This is a genomic window from Paenibacillus wenxiniae (assembly GCF_039822605.1).
In the GTDB taxonomy this organism is placed as follows: Bacteria; Bacillota; Bacilli; order Paenibacillales; family Paenibacillaceae; genus Saccharibacillus; species Saccharibacillus wenxiniae.
Genome location: NZ_JBCGUH010000001.1, coordinates 37327 through 54118, shown reverse-complemented (window position 1 = coordinate 54118; position 16792 = coordinate 37327). Strand labels below are relative to the sequence as shown.

Annotated in this window: 12 protein-coding genes; 9 read left to right on the top strand and 3 right to left on the bottom strand. The window is 44.1% G+C overall.

Annotated elements, in window-relative coordinates; translation table 11 throughout:
• Positions 1–581: 581 nt before the first annotated feature.
• From AAHF22_RS00190 to AAHF22_RS00180, 3 genes are all read right to left on the bottom strand, one after another.
• Entirely contained in the window at positions 582–1922 is a 1341-nt protein-coding gene (locus AAHF22_RS00190; protein ID WP_347322953.1) for a multicopper oxidase family protein, read from the bottom strand.
• 14 nt (positions 1923–1936) lie between these two features.
• Positions 1937–3265: a multicopper oxidase family protein gene (locus AAHF22_RS00185; protein WP_347322952.1), complete on the bottom strand. Its 1329-nt coding sequence runs from the start codon at positions 3263–3265 to the stop codon at positions 1937–1939.
• A 161-nt stretch (positions 3266–3426) separates the two neighbouring features.
• Positions 3427–5037, bottom strand: a complete 1611-nt coding sequence (locus tag AAHF22_RS00180; RefSeq protein WP_347322951.1) for a phospholipase C — start codon at positions 5035–5037, stop codon at positions 3427–3429.
• A gap of 972 nt (positions 5038–6009) precedes the next feature.
• Here AAHF22_RS00180 and AAHF22_RS00175 point away from each other — a divergent pair.
• The 9 genes from AAHF22_RS00175 to AAHF22_RS00135 all read left to right on the top strand — a co-directional run bounded on the left by AAHF22_RS00175 (position 6010) and on the right by AAHF22_RS00135 (position 16753).
• Positions 6010–7209 (top strand): saccharopine dehydrogenase family protein, encoded by a 1200-nt coding sequence (locus tag AAHF22_RS00175; RefSeq protein ID WP_188775015.1) that lies wholly within the window; start codon positions 6010–6012, stop codon positions 7207–7209.
• Between the two features lie 17 nt (positions 7210–7226).
• Complete coding sequence (gene nspC, locus AAHF22_RS00170; RefSeq protein WP_347322950.1) at positions 7227–8378, top strand: carboxynorspermidine decarboxylase; 1152 nt, start codon at positions 7227–7229, stop codon at positions 8376–8378.
• Between the two features lie 509 nt (positions 8379–8887).
• The gene (locus tag AAHF22_RS00165) at positions 8888–9766 is read left to right on the top strand and encodes a protease inhibitor I42 family protein (RefSeq protein ID WP_347322949.1); all 879 of its coding nucleotides are present in this window, start codon (positions 8888–8890) and stop codon (positions 9764–9766) included.
• A 235-nt stretch (positions 9767–10001) separates the two neighbouring features.
• Positions 10002–10820, top strand: a complete 819-nt coding sequence (locus AAHF22_RS00160) for a protease inhibitor I42 family protein (RefSeq protein WP_347322948.1) — start codon at positions 10002–10004, stop codon at positions 10818–10820.
• A gap of 235 nt (positions 10821–11055) precedes the next feature.
• Positions 11056–11874 carry a protease inhibitor I42 family protein gene (locus AAHF22_RS00155; RefSeq protein WP_347322947.1) on the top strand — a complete coding sequence of 273 codons (819 nt, stop codon included), beginning with the start codon at positions 11056–11058 and terminating at the stop codon, positions 11872–11874.
• Positions 11875–12393: 519 nt separating this feature from the next.
• A complete protein-coding gene (locus tag AAHF22_RS00150; RefSeq protein WP_347322946.1) occupies positions 12394–13062 on the top strand; it encodes an RNA polymerase sigma factor in 669 nt (222 codons plus the stop codon).
• The gene (locus tag AAHF22_RS00145) at positions 13046–13816 is read left to right on the top strand and encodes a hypothetical protein (RefSeq protein ID WP_347322945.1); all 771 of its coding nucleotides are present in this window, start codon (positions 13046–13048) and stop codon (positions 13814–13816) included. The genes AAHF22_RS00150 and AAHF22_RS00145 overlap by 17 nt, the downstream gene beginning before the upstream one ends.
• A 388-nt stretch (positions 13817–14204) precedes the next feature.
• The gene (locus tag AAHF22_RS00140) at positions 14205–15800 is read left to right on the top strand and encodes an ArnT family glycosyltransferase (RefSeq protein WP_347322944.1); all 1596 of its coding nucleotides are present in this window, start codon (positions 14205–14207) and stop codon (positions 15798–15800) included.
• Entirely contained in the window at positions 15800–16753 is a 954-nt protein-coding gene (locus AAHF22_RS00135) for a hypothetical protein (protein ID WP_347322943.1), read from the top strand. The genes AAHF22_RS00140 and AAHF22_RS00135 overlap by 1 nt, the downstream gene beginning before the upstream one ends.
• Positions 16754–16792 lie beyond the last annotated feature (39 nt).

Genomic DNA, 16792 nt, shown 5'->3' with positions numbered 1-16792 from the left:
GTTCAATAAAAAGTGATTTTTGCGAAGCGAAATATCGTACAGTTCCAGTGTTAGTGATCTTCTAACACGAGGTGCAATGAAAAAGTAATTTTTGCGGAGCAAAATATTTTACAGCTATAGTGTTAGTGATTTGCTAACACGAGGTTCAATGAAAAGTGATTTTGCGAAGCAAAATATCGTACAAGTTCTAGAGTTAGCGATTTCCTAACACGAGGTTCGATAAAAATGATTTTTGCAAAGCAAAATATTTTACAATTCTGAGCACGGGGATCTACCCTAACCTCCTGTTCTGTAGATTCCTGTACAAACCCTCCTTATTGCTTGCCGCAGTAGGGCCTGTCCAGCAAAAACAGGTTGCGTACACGCCCTAACACACGAAAAGAACAAAACACAACGGAATACAATCAGCCTGTATAAAGCTAGTTATATCCCGTTGTACATGTAGACAACAGAGTCATTCTATATTTACTTGCTTCTGAAATTATTAATGTTCCAATCGTAAAGTAACGATAACATCCATCTATAAAGTGAACTGCATGATAACATCTCTTGCATTTATAGATTGTATGCTTTCCATAGTATTACGATTTGCTATTGGCCATAGCATTCATATCACCCATGGATCCCATATCATCCATCGACCCAGCTGGCATCGACTGATTCGCTCCTGTACTATGCACTACAAAATTCGTCATCAACCCGCCCATCTCATCGTCATCATCATCGGGATTCATCGTATGATCGAGAATATGACAGTGGAACATCCATATACCTGGCGCATTAGCGGTAAATTCGATATCGACCGTTTCTTCCGGTGCAACGGAAACCACATTCATCGATACAGGCTTGTTCAGATGATGCCCATCCTGTGCAACCAGTTTGAACGTATACCCGTGCAGATGCATCGCATGGAATGATTCTGCACTGCTATTTACGATCCGAACAAGTACATGCTGACCTTGCTGGATCGATAGCTCTGGCGAATTGGGGTAAGGTTTGCCATTTAACGTAAATACATTTTCTTCTACCTTCTGATCGACTACAAAGGAACCGATATCGAATAGCGCATTCACATCTGCATCGGGATACTCTTTGCCCTGTGCCGGATCGACTAACAAAACACCATGCAACCCGTGATTGATTTGCTTGTCCATATCAGTCGTACTGAAATAGCTATGAGTACCTACCATATCGCTCGTTATTTTAAAGCTGTATGTTAACGAAGCATGTGGTGCAACGGTAGGCTGCGGCAGACCGCCCATAGTGGCTGGAACGGAGATGCCGCTAAAGCCGAGGCTGGTCGGCTCGGGTAATTCATTTTTCAGCACGATACTGACCGTATCGCCTACCTTCACACGCAATAAAGGCCCGGAAATTTGCCCGTTATATCCCCATGCCTGAATATTTTTCTGCTCATATAAATTCCATACTAGCGGAGCAGCGGTTAATGTAAACTGTTTCGTTCCGTTAGGTAAGAGATGTGGCTGTAATGATTGTTCGTTCATAATGTCAGCTGCCATTCGATTTTGTGCGAGTATATTCGTTTTGGTCAATGCATCGGTATCCGCATCCATCACACCGGGCGTGACCGCATTGGTCGCTAGCGGCGGCGCGTTCATAATGAGATCTTTCACAGAGGAATGATCCGCAGACGTTTGGTCAGCAGCGGCAGCAGATTGTGCCAGCAGCGGCGGCGCAGATAGCGATATCAGCAACAGACAGAGTGAAAGCAGTGTCATTATTTTAAAATACACAGGTGTACGGTAGCGATGTATGTGTGCGCTGAATGAAGACCATCGTTTTGTATTTCGTTTTGCTTTTGTATCTAGCCCGGTAGGGGAGACGAGCAAATCGTATCTATACATTCCAATGATAAACGCAATCATCCAGCCTGCTTTCGTCCATAGTTGGTCATTTGTCATATGATCAAGCCTCCTTACTTCACATGGATGAGCGTCATCATACCACCCATCGTGTCCGCGGTGTCGTCAGGATTGGACAGCTCGCTTGCGATCGTACTGTGAAACCACCAGTCACCGGCACGATTGGCGGTAAAAGCAACATCCAGCGTTTCACTTGGTGCAATCGATACGACGCTGACCTGTTGCGGATCGGGTAATGGCTGTCCATCTTCAGCGACAATCGTCAGTGGGTAGCCATCCAGTGTGATCGCATGGTAATCTTCCGCGCTAGCATTAACCAGACGGAGCAGTACACGCTGTCCTTTTTGCACGGTCATTTGCGGTGTGTACGGATAGGCTCTACCGTTGATCGTAAATACATTTTCAGGATCGGCGCCGTCCACTTTGGTAGCACCTAACATAAATAGTTTGTCCACATCATAGGCTGGCTGCTCAGTAGTCGTTTGCTTATTCGAATCGGTAGCAGGTTGATCGTCTACAATGATAGCTCCATACATTCCTGCATCGACCTGAAAATCATCATTATAATGACTGTGATACCAGTGCGTACCGACCATTTGCTCGGTGACGGTAAATTTGTAATCGAAGCTTCCGTTCGGTTGAATGTCTGGATTAGGCATACCAGGCACACCATCCATCGCATTCGGCACCTGTAAGCCATGCCAGTGAACCGTCATCGGCTCGCTCAGTCGATTATGCACAACGATGTCCACCTGATCGCCAACGGTCAAACGGATCAGCGAACCAGGAATACTCCCATTAAATCCCCAGCCTTCCATAACTTTTCCCGGATACAAGCTCCATGCAAAAGTAGAAGCGTTCAGTACGAATTGTTTTGTGCCATCGGCTAATATCGTTGGGCGTAGTGCTTGCTCGTTCATCATATGGACGGCAGTCTGATTTTGCTGGTCAATTTGTTTGTCGGTCAGCTTAAAATCATCTGTACCAGATGTACCAGATGTACCAGATGTACCAGATGTACCAGATGTACCAGATGTACCAGATGTACCAGATGCGTTAGACGTGCTAGACGCAGCAGTAGATGTGTATGAGGAGGTAGCAGACGAGCTAGAGGTGGAACTAGAAGCAGCCTTCGACATCTGTGGCATAGATTTAGAATCCATACCAGGCATACGATCGGCGCTTGCCGTTGGCGTCCAATCTGTCGCGCTCAGCCACGATCCAAGAGTTATGGCAAGCAGCGATCCTATCACTGCATAGTGGAGCCGTTTCTTCAATGGGCGTCGTTCATTGTGTTGCAACGAAGTCATCGGTTTTATGGCTAACATCATTATCGATACTGAACCTATCAACATCAATCCGCTCCAAAACGGTTCGATCATCATTCCATCATCCTTTGCGTGAGTAAAATAAACATCGCTGACTTCTGCCTATATTATGAAAACAAAGCTGGATACCTCATCGTTTACAGCAATGGGTATCCAGCCGATATAAGCTTCACTACATCATCACTTGAAGTGCCTCATTTGCTGCGTATCTGATATTACTTCACATCCATGTACATTTGCGCGATATACTGTTTCGCTTGAGCAGCGGCTTCTTTTTCACTTTCAGCTTCACCAGTATGAGGATTCAGGAACAACGGCGTATTTCTCACTTTGCTGTTGAAGTCGAACATATGTGTTAATGTGCCTGCGACTGCATCCATCGAGTGGTCACCGATGCGACCGAGCTGCCAGTTGTCCTCGATAAATTTTAAAATGCTGGATTGGTCAGTTAACGTATTGTCGACATAGTTTTTCTTAGCATATGGCGAAATGATCAATAGCGGCAACCGTGGTCCGTAGCCAGCACGACCTTTATAATCGCCCATTTTAGGTGTTCCTGCATCGCCTTGACCATTAAGCGTATCTAACTTTGGATCATTAGAACCATTTACGAGTGGTGGCATCACATGATCATACCAACCATCAGAATCATCGTAGGCAATGATCACGGCTGTATTTTTCCATTCTGGTAATTGTTGCAGTTTGTTAATTGTGTTCGTTAAAAACACCTGCTCATCGATCGGATCGGAATAACCAGCATGTCCATCTTGATACATCGGTGCTTTCAAAAAGCTGACTGCTGGCAGATGACCCGCATCGGCTGCCGTCCAGAAATCCGTCATATCATATTGATGATTAGCACGATCGCTTTTACCAATCATGGTATTGGATGAAGGGGCTACATGGTTTGGATTGGAAGTGGATTTGTAATATTGGAATGGCTGGTGATGTGGGCTGTAATCTGTCGACGTATGCCCGCCAATGTTTTTATGCTGCTCTTTTGCATTGCGGAAACCACCCTGGAACCAACCCCAGGTTACGCCTTTTTGGTTAAGCAGATCGCCGACGTTTTTGTTCGTATCATCCATAGCGGCGGTCGTTCCTGTAGAATCTTTATCATAATACGGATTGTAATCATCGGTGATTGTACGGCTATCTGGTTGGGAGGTAGACAATTCGCCATGCGCGGTTGCGTTGGCACTATATAGTTTGACCCCATGCGTTTGACCGGAGATCAGATTCAGAGCACCCGGCGTAGATGGACCATATCCGGTGCCAAATGAATTATCGTTCAACGTATAATGCTGCGCATAATTCCACATCGCCGTTACGGTATTACCATCAAAATAATCCATGACAACGCTTGAACCTTTACCACCATATTTCACAAATTGATCCATTTTGCCACCATTGAATGCACTTTGCTCTGCGGAGTAGCTATGATCCATATCTGCGGTTAACGCCTGCGAGCGATCCAATCGCTGCGGATTAACGCCATTCGGATTTTTCGTCAACAATACGCTGCTTAATCCATTCACTGTAGGGGTGTTGGAGGCGGGGCGGAATGCAGGTTCACCTTTCGGATTAAGCGCATAAGGATACGTACCAAAATAATGATCAAACGCGACATTTTCCTGAAATAACACAACGACATGTTTGATCGGAGTTATCGTAGCTGGAGAAGCAGAAACGGATTGCTTGGTCGCTGCTTGCGCTTTAGCTGTTAGCGGAAGAAGATGAGCTGACGTTGTAGTCAGTGCAAGTGTAGTGCTTAATGTAGTAACCATGAACAGCTTAAACGGAGTGGACATCAGTTTCTTGGTCATGATAAAGCCTCCATACATATTTAAGTAATTGCATATCTAGTATGGAATAGTTTTATTAACTATAATGAATGTAACTATGTACATAATGTAAAATGGTGTCGATAAAGCTAATTGGCTTACTTGCGGTTCAAACCTGGCATGATAAGCTTGAAATAGCAAAAATGTAATCGTTCATACCGATCATCTGAGCTTTAATTGTAAATGCAGTGTTATTTTTGTTGTACAGGATCGATCAGCGGTTAGGAATTCGTAATGATCGTACACCGATATAATAGATTCATAGCTAGTTAAACGAGTAGCTATAGTTTTTTGAAAAAGGTAATATCGATTATTTATAATTTTAAATTTATAAATATACATTTTAGACAACCGTTAATTTTACATAAAATTGAATTAATATGAATAAATAGAATCCGCTTTGATTGTACATTATTTCGATCTGTCTTTTTTCCATACTATCGTTATATTTTACAGCCGTTTAATGATTGTTCATGCACATTCTAATGAGCTATAGCCATTTCCTTCAAACATACAATAACCACTAAATGGAAGATACAGGGAGTGCACATTTATTTCATTTGTATTTAGCATCTTCATCGTTCAGACGATCGAATAAAAGCTGTACATTGGAAGCAAATATATTCGATCCATACCAAACGTATAAATATCCATTTTAAAAAATTAAATCTTATCCTATCCAAAAATCAGCCTTTTTACCCACATCATTTACTGCGCTAAAGCTTGGAAAATTAAGTATTCACGTGCATTTCAGAGCATTCTCAAGAAAAATGGTGACTAAACATGTGCCATAACGGAATTTGTCGATTTTTATTGATTAACTGCGGATAGTTATGTATAATCAACGTTGGCGTTTTTGATTGGCAGGTGAACTTTGACACCTGTCCATTAGCATGTTCAGGTATAACCTGACAATTAGAGCAAAACGAAACGGACTTTAGGGAGGTCAATATTTTGGGAAAAGCGTTAATTATCGGCGCCGGCGGCGTGGCTAGTGTGGTTGTACACAAATGCGTGCAGAATCCAGATGTATTTGAGGAGATCTGTATCGCAAGCCGTACAGTTGAAAAATGTGAAGCTTTGAAAAATAAATTGGACGGAGGGAAGACCAAGATTAGTACCGCGCAGCTCGATGCCGACAATACGGATGAGATCATCGCACTGATCGAAAGTTTCCGTCCTGACGTTGTAATCAACGTTGCGCTTCCGTACCAGGATTTGACTATTATGGACGCATGTCTTGCGACCAAGACTCACTACCTGGATACAGCAAACTACGAACCGCCTGAAACGGCAAAATTCGAGTATAGCTGGCAGTGGGCTTATAAACAGAAATTCGAAGAAGCTGGCATTATGGCTCTGCTCGGATGCGGCTTTGATCCAGGCGTAACGGGCGTATTCTCCGCTTATGCTGTAAAGCACTATTTTGACGAAATCCATACGATTGATATCGTAGATGCGAATGCTGGTGACCACGGCTATCCATTCGCAACGAACTTTAACCCGGAGATCAATATCCGCGAAATTACAGCAAACGGTCGTTATTACGAAAACGGCGAATGGATCGAAACAGCGCCATTGTCCGAGAAAAAAGTATACGATCTGCCTGAAATCGGACCGAAAGATATTTACCTGCTGTACCATGAAGAGCTGGAGTCCCTGGCGAAAAACATTCCAGGTATCAAAAAGATTCGTTTCTGGATGACATTCTCACAAAACTACCTGACTCACCTGAAAGTACTGGAAAATGTAGGTATGACTTCGATTGAGCCGATTGAGTTTGAAGGCCAACAAATCATTCCACTGCAATTCCTAAAAGCGATCCTGCCTGATCCAGCTTCCCTCGGTCCAAGAACGAAAGGGAAAACGAACATCGGTATTATCGCTCAAGGTACAAAAGATGGCGAAGAGAAAACATACTATGTATACAATGTATGTGACCATCAGGAATGTTACCGTGAAGTAGGTTCTCAGGCGATTTCTTATACAACAGGTGTACCTGCGATGATCGGCGCGATGCTGATGATCAAAGGCGAGTGGATGAAAGCCGGCGTGTACAACGTAGAAGAAATGAACCCGGACCCATTCATGGAGCAACTGAACAAACAAGGTCTGCCTTGGCAAGAAGATTTCTCGCCAACGCTGCTTGACTAAGGGTAAGGGAGAAGGAAATGACCGATAACCTTAAACCGATTGATTATAGCACTGTTCCCTCTCCAAGTTATGTTGTAGACGAGCGTCTACTCGTGAAAAACCTGGAGATTCTGGATTCCGTACAACAGCGTACAGGTGCACATATCCTGCTAGCTCAAAAGGGCTTCTCGATGCATGCACTGTACCCGTTGGTAGGACAATATTTGAAAGGTGTAACGTCCAGTTCTCTGTTTGAGGCACGCCTCGGCTATGAGAAAATGGGCAAGGAAACGCATGTGTACGCACCGGCTTATGTCGATGCCGAATTCGATGAAATGATGAAATATAGCGATCATATCGTATTCAACTCGTTTTCCCAATGGCACCGTTTCAAAGACCGTGTACAAAGCGCGGACAAAAAGATCAGCTGCGGCATTCGTATCAATCCGGAGTATTCCGAAATCGAAGTGCCACTGTATGATCCTTGCTACAACTATTCCCGCATGGGCACAACGCTCGATAATTTCGATGAAAGCGATCTGGAAGGCATCGATGGTTTGCATTTCCATACGATGTGTGAACAAAACTCCGATACACTGGAACGTACACTCCAGGTCGTAGAAGAGAAGTTCGGCAAGTACATGCATGGAATGAAATGGGTAAACTTTGGTGGGGGACACCATATTACTCGTGCAGACTACGATCTGGATACGCTATGCCGCTGCATTACGCATATTAAAGAAACGTACAATGTTGAAGTCTATCTGGAGCCAGGCGAAGCGATTGCGCTGAATGCGGGCTACCTCGTCGCTACCGTACTGGATACGATGAAAAATGGCATGGACATTGCGATTCTCGATACGTCGGCAGAGTGCCATATGCCGGATGTACTGGCGATGCCATATCGCCCGCATATTATCGGTTCTGGCAAACCGGGCGAGCATCCACACACATACCGTCTGGGCGGGCTGACCTGTCTAGCAGGCGATGTGATCGGAGATTATTCGTTCCCTGAGCCACTGCAACCTGGCGATCGTCTCGTATTTACAGATATGGCGATCTACAGCATGGTAAAAAATCATATGTTTAACGGTGTAAACTTGCCTTCAATCGTAAGCTATAATGATGAAGAAGGTGCCCGTGTCATTCGCACATTCCAATTTGAAGATTTCAGCGGACGTTTGTCGTAAGCTGTGTTTTTGAATGAAGAATGGAGTGCTTCGGTTTGGCAGAGTTAGTCTTTGTCGACAGTTGATGATCCCGCTTAACAGGCGCGTCTACTTGATGATCAAGCACTATTGAACCCATATCACTAAAGCCATACAAAAGTATACTGTTCCAACCTCTCGATGCGATGCATGCATCGGGAGGTTTTTTGTTTTCCCTGTCGTTTGTTTGTGTCGATATCGATAAAACAGAAGTAAATAGAATCGCTCACAAAATAGGCATACATAGACAGCGTGTCGGTCGTACCAAAGATAAGCGATACTATGTATTGTTTTAAATATTATTCGGAACAGTTGCAACAATTGCGAAATAAGCCGTGTATATGAGATAGAAAGCAAGACAGCAACACCACATTACATGAGACAACAACCTACAGCACCTAAGAAACAGCACATTTAAGAAACAGCCAACTCAGCACTACACTAAATATTAAACGCGTGTAACAACGTACTAAGCAGAGGAGAGATTCGAAATGACAAACCCAATGAATCAAAAGCAGACTGCAAAAACAGAAAAAGCAACACGTCGTCAAGGATTCAAAGCGATTTTATTAACAGCAGGTTGTCTTTCATTGATTGGAGCAGGCAGTGGTATGATCTACGCAGCTTCTCCAGTGAATGCCTATACTCCAAAACAACCGATTACGATTCAAGCTATTAGTTCGATGAGCGAAGGAGGCTCGGCAGTGAATGAATCTAAAGTAGTGAACAAAACGATGACCACGGTCACAGGTCAACCATTTACAATCAAGCTGCAAGAAAATGAATCAACCGGTTATGCATGGAGTTACAAAGCAGATCCGAATATTCATTTTATAAAGGAAGCTGAAGTATCCCCAATACCTGCTAGCGTCGACAAACAGAATATTCCTATTGTGGGTATGCCAAATGATAAAATATTTACGTTCAAAGCGACAAAGGCAGGCACATATAAAGTGACCTTCAACTATGAACGTACTGAAAAAGATGCCAAACCAGCCGAAACCGTCATCTATACGATCAAAGTGAGCGATAAAAAAGCAGCCGATCAATCGACTGTTGTCGACAAAAAGATCGAAGCTGTCGCAGGCAAAACATTCGATATCAAGCTGGAGCAAAACGATTCGACTGGCTATTCCTGGACGTACAAAGCCGATGCACAGCTTGAACTGGTCAAAGCAGCAGAACAGACGACTGCTTCCAACAGTAAAAGCAAAGATGGTGATATGATCGTTGGCGCACCTACAAACAAAACATGGACATTTAAAGCGACCAAGCCAGGAACATACAAAATCACGTTTACGTATGAGCGTGAATGGCAAAAAGGCGACAAACCAGCCGAAACGGTAGTCTACACTGTTCAGGTCAAGTAATCTTTATCTTTTACGATTCACCTATGCAGGAAACTAACAAGCCAAGCATATGCCCTGCGTGAACATTGAACGACTAAAATATAAAATGATAAAAATAGTTACTCACATTGCAACAATAGCTAAGCGACTGGTGTATATAAGATAGAAGCAAGAAAACAACATGACAAACTTACAATGAAGTCAAACAAAACCAATCAACAACCTGTAACAGCAGGTTGACAAGGAGTGTATTTAAATGAAAAAAATGACAAATAACCAACCCGTACAAAAAACAGCACGTCGTCAAGGATGGAAAGTACTCGCACTTACAGCAGGTTGCCTCGGATTGCTTGGAACTAGTGTAGGAGCAAATGTCATCCATGCAGCACCAGTGACAATGACGAAAATTACTACAGAACAGCAAAAAACTGCGACATCCAAAGTCATCAACAAAACGATCGAAGTCGCAGCAGGGGAAACATTTACGATCAATCGCGAAGAACTCGGATCGAACGGTTATTCCTGGACGTACACTACCGATAAAGGCATCACATTCGTGTCCAAGTCTGAAAAAGCTTCTAAAGGGCAGGACGGAATGACCAAACCAACGACCAAAACATGGAAATTCAAAGCGGATAAGGCAGGTACGTATAAAGTAACGTTTAATTACGGCCCAGCATGGAAAAAAGATGCCAAACCAGCCGAAACTGTCATCTATACGATCAAAGTAAGCGATAAAAAAGCAGCCGATCAATCGACTGTTGTCGACAAAAAGATCGAAGCTGTCGCAGGCAAAACATTCGATATCAAGCTGGAGCAAAACGATTCAACTGGCTATTCCTGGACGTACAAAGCCGATGCACAGCTTGAACTGCTCAAAGCAGCAGAACAGGCGACCGCTTCCAACAGTAAAAGCAAAGATGGCGATGCAATCGTTGGTGCACCTACAAACAAAACATGGACATTCAAAGCGACCAAGCCAGGAACATACAAAATCACATTTACGTATGAGCGTGAATGGGAAAAAGGCGACAAACCAGCCGAAACGGTAGTCTACACTGTTCAGGTCAAGTAATTCTTTTCTTTCCCCATTCACCCATGCACAAAATTAACAAGCTACGCATATGCACTGCGTAAACAATGAACAATTGAAATATAAAATAATGAGAATATTTGTCCACATTGCAACAATAGCTAAGCGGCTGGTGTATATAGGATAGAAGCAAGAGAGCAACAAGATCAACTTACAATGAAGTCAAACAAACCCAATCAACAACCTGTAACAGCAGGTTGACAAGGAGTGTATTTAAATGAAAAAAATGACAAATAACCAACCTGTACAAAAAACAGCACGTCGTCAAGCATGGAAAGCAATCGCACTTACAGCAGGTTGCCTCGGATTGCTTGGAACCGGTGTAGGAGCAAATGTTATCCATGCAGCACCAGTGACAATGACGAAAGTTACTACAGAACAGCAAAAAACTACGACATCCAAAGTCACCAACAAAACGATCGAAGTCGCAGCAGGTCAAACATTTACGATCAATCACGAAGAGATTGGATCAAACGGTTATTCCTGGACATACACTACCGACAAAGGCATCACATTCGTGTCCAAGTCTGAAAAAGCTCCAAAAGGACAGGACGGAATGACCAAACCAACGATCAAAACATGGAAATTCAAAGCGGATAAGGCAGGTACGTATAAAGTAACGTTTAATTATGGCCCAGCATGGAAAAAAGATGCGAAGCCAGCCGAAACCGTCATCTACACGATCAAAGTAAGCGATAAAAAAGCAGCCGATCAATCGACTGTAGTGGACAAAACGATCGAAGCTGTCGCAGGTAAAACATTCAATATTAAGCTGGAACAAAACGATTCGACTGGCTATTCCTGGACGTACAAAGCCGATGCACAGCTTGAACTGGTCAAAGCAGCAGAACAGGCGACCGCTTCCAACAGTAAAAGCAAAGATGGCGATCCAATCGTTGGTGCACCTACAAACAAAACATGGACATTTAAAGCGACCAAGCCAGGAACATACAAAATCACGTTTACGTATGAGCGTGAATGGGAAAAAGGCGACAAACCGGTGCAAACGATCATCTATACCGTTCATGTAAAATAAAAGCTGACATCAGCAGCCGATCATAGGACGAATTATCGGACTAAGATGATGCTAGTATCAGGCAAAAAGCATTCCGAACCTTATTTCGGGATGTTTTTTGCCTGTCTGTAGTGGCTCATGTTTTGAACTAGTAATGTTTTACAGTCCGCTCTCAAAAAGCATATACATGCAGAATCCGTAGGTGCAGTACTTATAGAGCACATAGGCATAAAACATGTATCTATACGGCATTCAGGCCCTATTTTACAGGAAAAACGGCCAGATCGGTTAGACTCTTTTTAAGTATAAATCCGAGGTATAGCGCAACAATAATTCCTCTGTCATTGTGTACTAGGTACAGTACCTTACATCCAAAACGATGACGACAGTATCCGTATAATCACGTATAATGAAGGGAGTTGTAAAAGCAACAAACAGGCGGTTTGTACAGACCGGATGTTGGATCTACTGCTATATTCCCTGGTAATTCCATTTCGAGTGTTACATCAATCCTTAATTTGTCGTGTAGGGGGTCATTTTTTGTTTGAGACAGGTACTTCTATATATAATCCTTTTCAAGCGCTAAAAGGTAAAGTGAAGCAGATGGTCGCAAAGCTTGCGTCGGTTTGGAAAGCAGTGACTGATAAAGAGCAACAATCCGATAGCTTGCGTCATGAGTCGACTCGTGACAATGTAGCTACGCTGGATCGTTCGCATAGCGGGCGAGAAGAAATGAATCTTCAGGCAGAACGGGTGTTAGAGCAATACGGTAATTCTATTTTACGGCTGGCGTATTCGTACTTGCACAATATGATGGAAGCGGAAGATATGGTGCAGGATACGATCATTCGTTATATGCGATCCGCTCCGGCATTTAACAGTCCAAGTCATGAGAAGGCGTGGTTACTACGGGTAGCTATTAATCTATGTAAAAATAAAATTCGTTATAATCGGATCCGCCAGACGAGCGAGCTGGATGAAGGACTGATCGCCGATGGGGAGCAGCAACTTCAATTTGTATGGGAAGCGGTTCAGCGCTTGCCGGAAATGTACAGCGAGGTGATGCACCTGTTTTATCAGGAAGGCTATCCTACAGCGGATATCGCAGAAATGATTGGCAAAAAGGAAACGACCGTGCGTTCTTTACTGCATCGTGCACGGGAAAAGCTAAAGCAAGTATTGAAGGAGGAGTATGACTTTGACGAGTGAGCCGCGTAAGCGCAACAAATACAATGAGATTATGGAGCGGATTCAGGTCACGCCTGAGATGCATGAGCGCATTATGGAACGCATTCGCACAGCGGACATCACCAAAGCAAATACTGCGCCGGCGAAGCCATCGCTGTGGACACGTTATCAAAAATATATGGTTGCCGCAGCCAGTATGATTGTCGTACTGGCAGGTGTGCTGGCGGCACAGCATGGTTTTGCGCCGGGTACAGGGCAGGAAGCTGGTACAAGCTTGAATGCCCCAGAAACGAACCAAACCGCGCCTAGATCAGGAACTTCTGTACCACCCCAAGCATCTGATATGAAAACACCTTATAGCACAAATGCCCCATCTGATCGTGCTATGATCATTACAGGTGCACAGAGCTATGATTCGCTGGCAGCGCTGACGAAGGCAGCAGGCTATCATGTGAAACAGGTTAACGCACTGCCATTCAAGTCTGAACAAACGCAATATTCATTAAGCGACAAGCTGGCAGAACTAGTTTATACAGGCAGCAATAACGTGCTAACCTTCCGTATGCAGCCAGGTAGCGGCGATATTAGCGGCGATTATGGAGATTATAGCGATACACGTATCATGACGGAGAATGGCGCTTCGATTACGATTAAAGGTAATGATAAACGGTTCACACTGGCAACATGGGAGCAGAACGGTTATACGTACTCGATGTCGGTACAACAACCGATTAGCAGTGAGCAATTGCTGGCTGCTGTTCATTCGGTAAAATAATCGATTTCATGAACGGTTTGTATGGAATGAGTTGTATCGAAATAAAGCTGGATCGCAACACCTTAAAACGATAATTTGATACAGTGTCCCTTATGTGATGGCAGCATTTTCTAGCAACGAGTAGAGAATGCCACTTGCCTTACACATAAGGGATTTTTGATGTGAATAATACGATTGGTTCAGCGACTTGAAGCAAGCTAGCGATAAAATTTATACATTTCTGTGCTGATTTTCAGGCATTTTTCATGTTTACCCTTTATAATAGCGGCGATAGATCGACAGAGACGATAGAAAATAAGCGATCTGCCCCGATTTTACGATCTCACATCATCGATATACGGTTCCTTGCACAGCTGGCAAACATTATACTACGCAAAGGGGTTTTTGCATGCAAACCTGGTTTCAGAAAATGCTATATGGGCTGCTGATCTTTTTTACAGCTCTCTTTATTGTGTCCTGCTTTTTTATACGAGCAGAGTATATTTATGCGGTGTATGCGGATAATCCGCTATTGGAACAGCAGCAGTGGCTCGTTTTCTTGCCGCTTATCATTGTACTGGTCGTGTTAGCTGTTGTACTGTATCGGCTTTGTCTGAAGCTGGAAGCTTACCGACCGCGCACGATTATTCCACTTGTCCTGCTCGGTTCTTTTATCATTCAGCTGGCAATTATTTTTATTTTCCCGCGTCAGCCAACCGATGATTCGCAAACTGTAGTAGGACTGGCGCTCAGTATGCTGTATAAAGGTGACTATTCCAGTTTCCAACCAGGTGGCTATTTGCATATGTTCCCGTTTAATTATTCGATTGTGCTCTATTTGGAAGCACTACTGGCGATCTTCCCGGATAATTATATTGTGATTAAGCTATTTAATATTTTATTTATGCTGCTGACGACGTGTATGATCTACCTGATCTATAAGCAATTAAATCCACAGCGTCCACGTAGAGATTATGGTGTGCTTGTGTTTGCAGCGACATTTATTCCAGCACTGTTTATGAACAATTTGATCTACAACGATGTGGTGGGAACATCGCTGTTGATCAGTGGATTTTATTTTGCGCTACGATTTATGAGAGAACCGAAAGTGAAGCATATTGTGTTGGCGGCGATTTTGCTAGCATTGGGCAATTATTTACGCGGAATCGGCGTTATTTTCCTGATTGCGATTGTCATTACACTGCTGTTGCGATTGCGGAGTATAGGGTGGAAAAAGCTCATCCTCAGTATCGTGATCCTGGGTGCGCTGTTCAATGTACCGTCATGGGCACAAAATGCCTGGTTACAGAGTAGCGGTAAAGTGTCCGGCTCGGTCACTGCGAATTCGGCACCTGTTTATATGTGGCTGAATATGGGGATCAATTTGCAGCGATTTGGCTTTTGGGACAATATGGAGAGCTATATTATTTATCAGCGCGAGGCCGATTATAATAAGGCAGAAAGTGCGGAACTGTACAAGCAATCGATCGAACAGAAGCTGTCTGACGCTACACCTAAACAGCTGGCGGAAATGTATTACAAAAAGCTCATCTGGACATGGACAGAAGGCACGTATCAGCTGGAACGTTATGGCATAGGTACAGATGGCACGAATGCGGATGGACTTCGTATGCGTGGCATTATGGGTAGCTACAGCTATACCAATCCGATTACCGAGCTATTTGCTGGCAATTCGCCTTATCGTCTGGGCGTACTCTGGATCGCCTATACGATCAGTTTCCTGATGTATGTGTTTATGCTAATTCGATTAATTGGCAGCTTCCGTGCAAAGCGTTATGAAGAGGTATCGCTGGTGCTTGTGATTCTGGGCTTTATCGGTTTTTATCTATTATGGGAAATTAAATCACGGTATGTATTCCCGGTGTATCCGCTGCTTATTATACTGTCGTATATGGGCTTTCGGGATGTGTACGAATGGCTGCTGCATCGTAAAGGATGGTCATTTCTTGCCGTAACGCAGCCTACGAAGAGAGGTGAACAATGATGTATCCACACCAAAGCGATCGCTCACAACCAGACATGAAAAATCCTTCACCTTATCATCATGGCACAGGTAAAAGTAGCTGTGGCGAAAAGTCTATTCGGCCAGCTTGTTCTACTATTGTGCATGCTCGCAGGCGTACACTCGCAATGATAACGGTGCTGCTCGGAAGTGTAGTCCTGCTTAGTGCGTGTAACCCGATCACATCACAAAATATTAAATTAAGTGCCGCAGCCGCTTCAGGTACGGGTGCTGGCATGATGAGACCAATGAATGGAATACGTGATGCAGGCATGCGCGAGCTGGCCAATCCCGATCTGATCGGTCGCGTGGTATCGGTCGATGGTAAAAAGGTGAAAGTAGAACTGCTGGAGTCGAGCACCAATAAGGCACGCTCGGCGACACCGAATAACAACTCAACGACACCGAATAGGAACAGTGATACGACTATTACAGGAACGCCAGGTTCATCCGATACAGCTACCAGAGGAACAAATGGATCAGACTATACCGCAACAGGTGAGCGTAAGACGATCACAATGGCAGATAGCGTTCGTATCACTCAAATGTCCACGTTAATGGAACGTTCGAGTCGTGGCGGCAGCATGGATCGAAGTGCGGACGGTGCAGGTGGCGGTAACTGGATCGGTGGAGGTTCTCGCTCTGACCGATCAGCTACAGGAACGAGTCAGCAGGGAAATGCCAACGATCCAGCTAGTACGGGAGTGATGGGGAGTACCGGCAATCCAGCTACGCCAGGTGATCCGACGGGTGGCGTGCCTGGCAATACGTCTGGTGACGGTTCTTTATCAGATCGCACGCAACATGAACAAGGTGCAGCAGGTAGCGATATGGCTGCAAACGAGGCAGAACTTAAAGCAGGCGATATTGTGATGATCTGGTATGAAGAAGGCGTAGCGCTGGCTAAGCGTATTGTGATTTTACCGCTGCAATAAGTTGATGAAGATGATCAGTGTATAATGAACATGATGCAG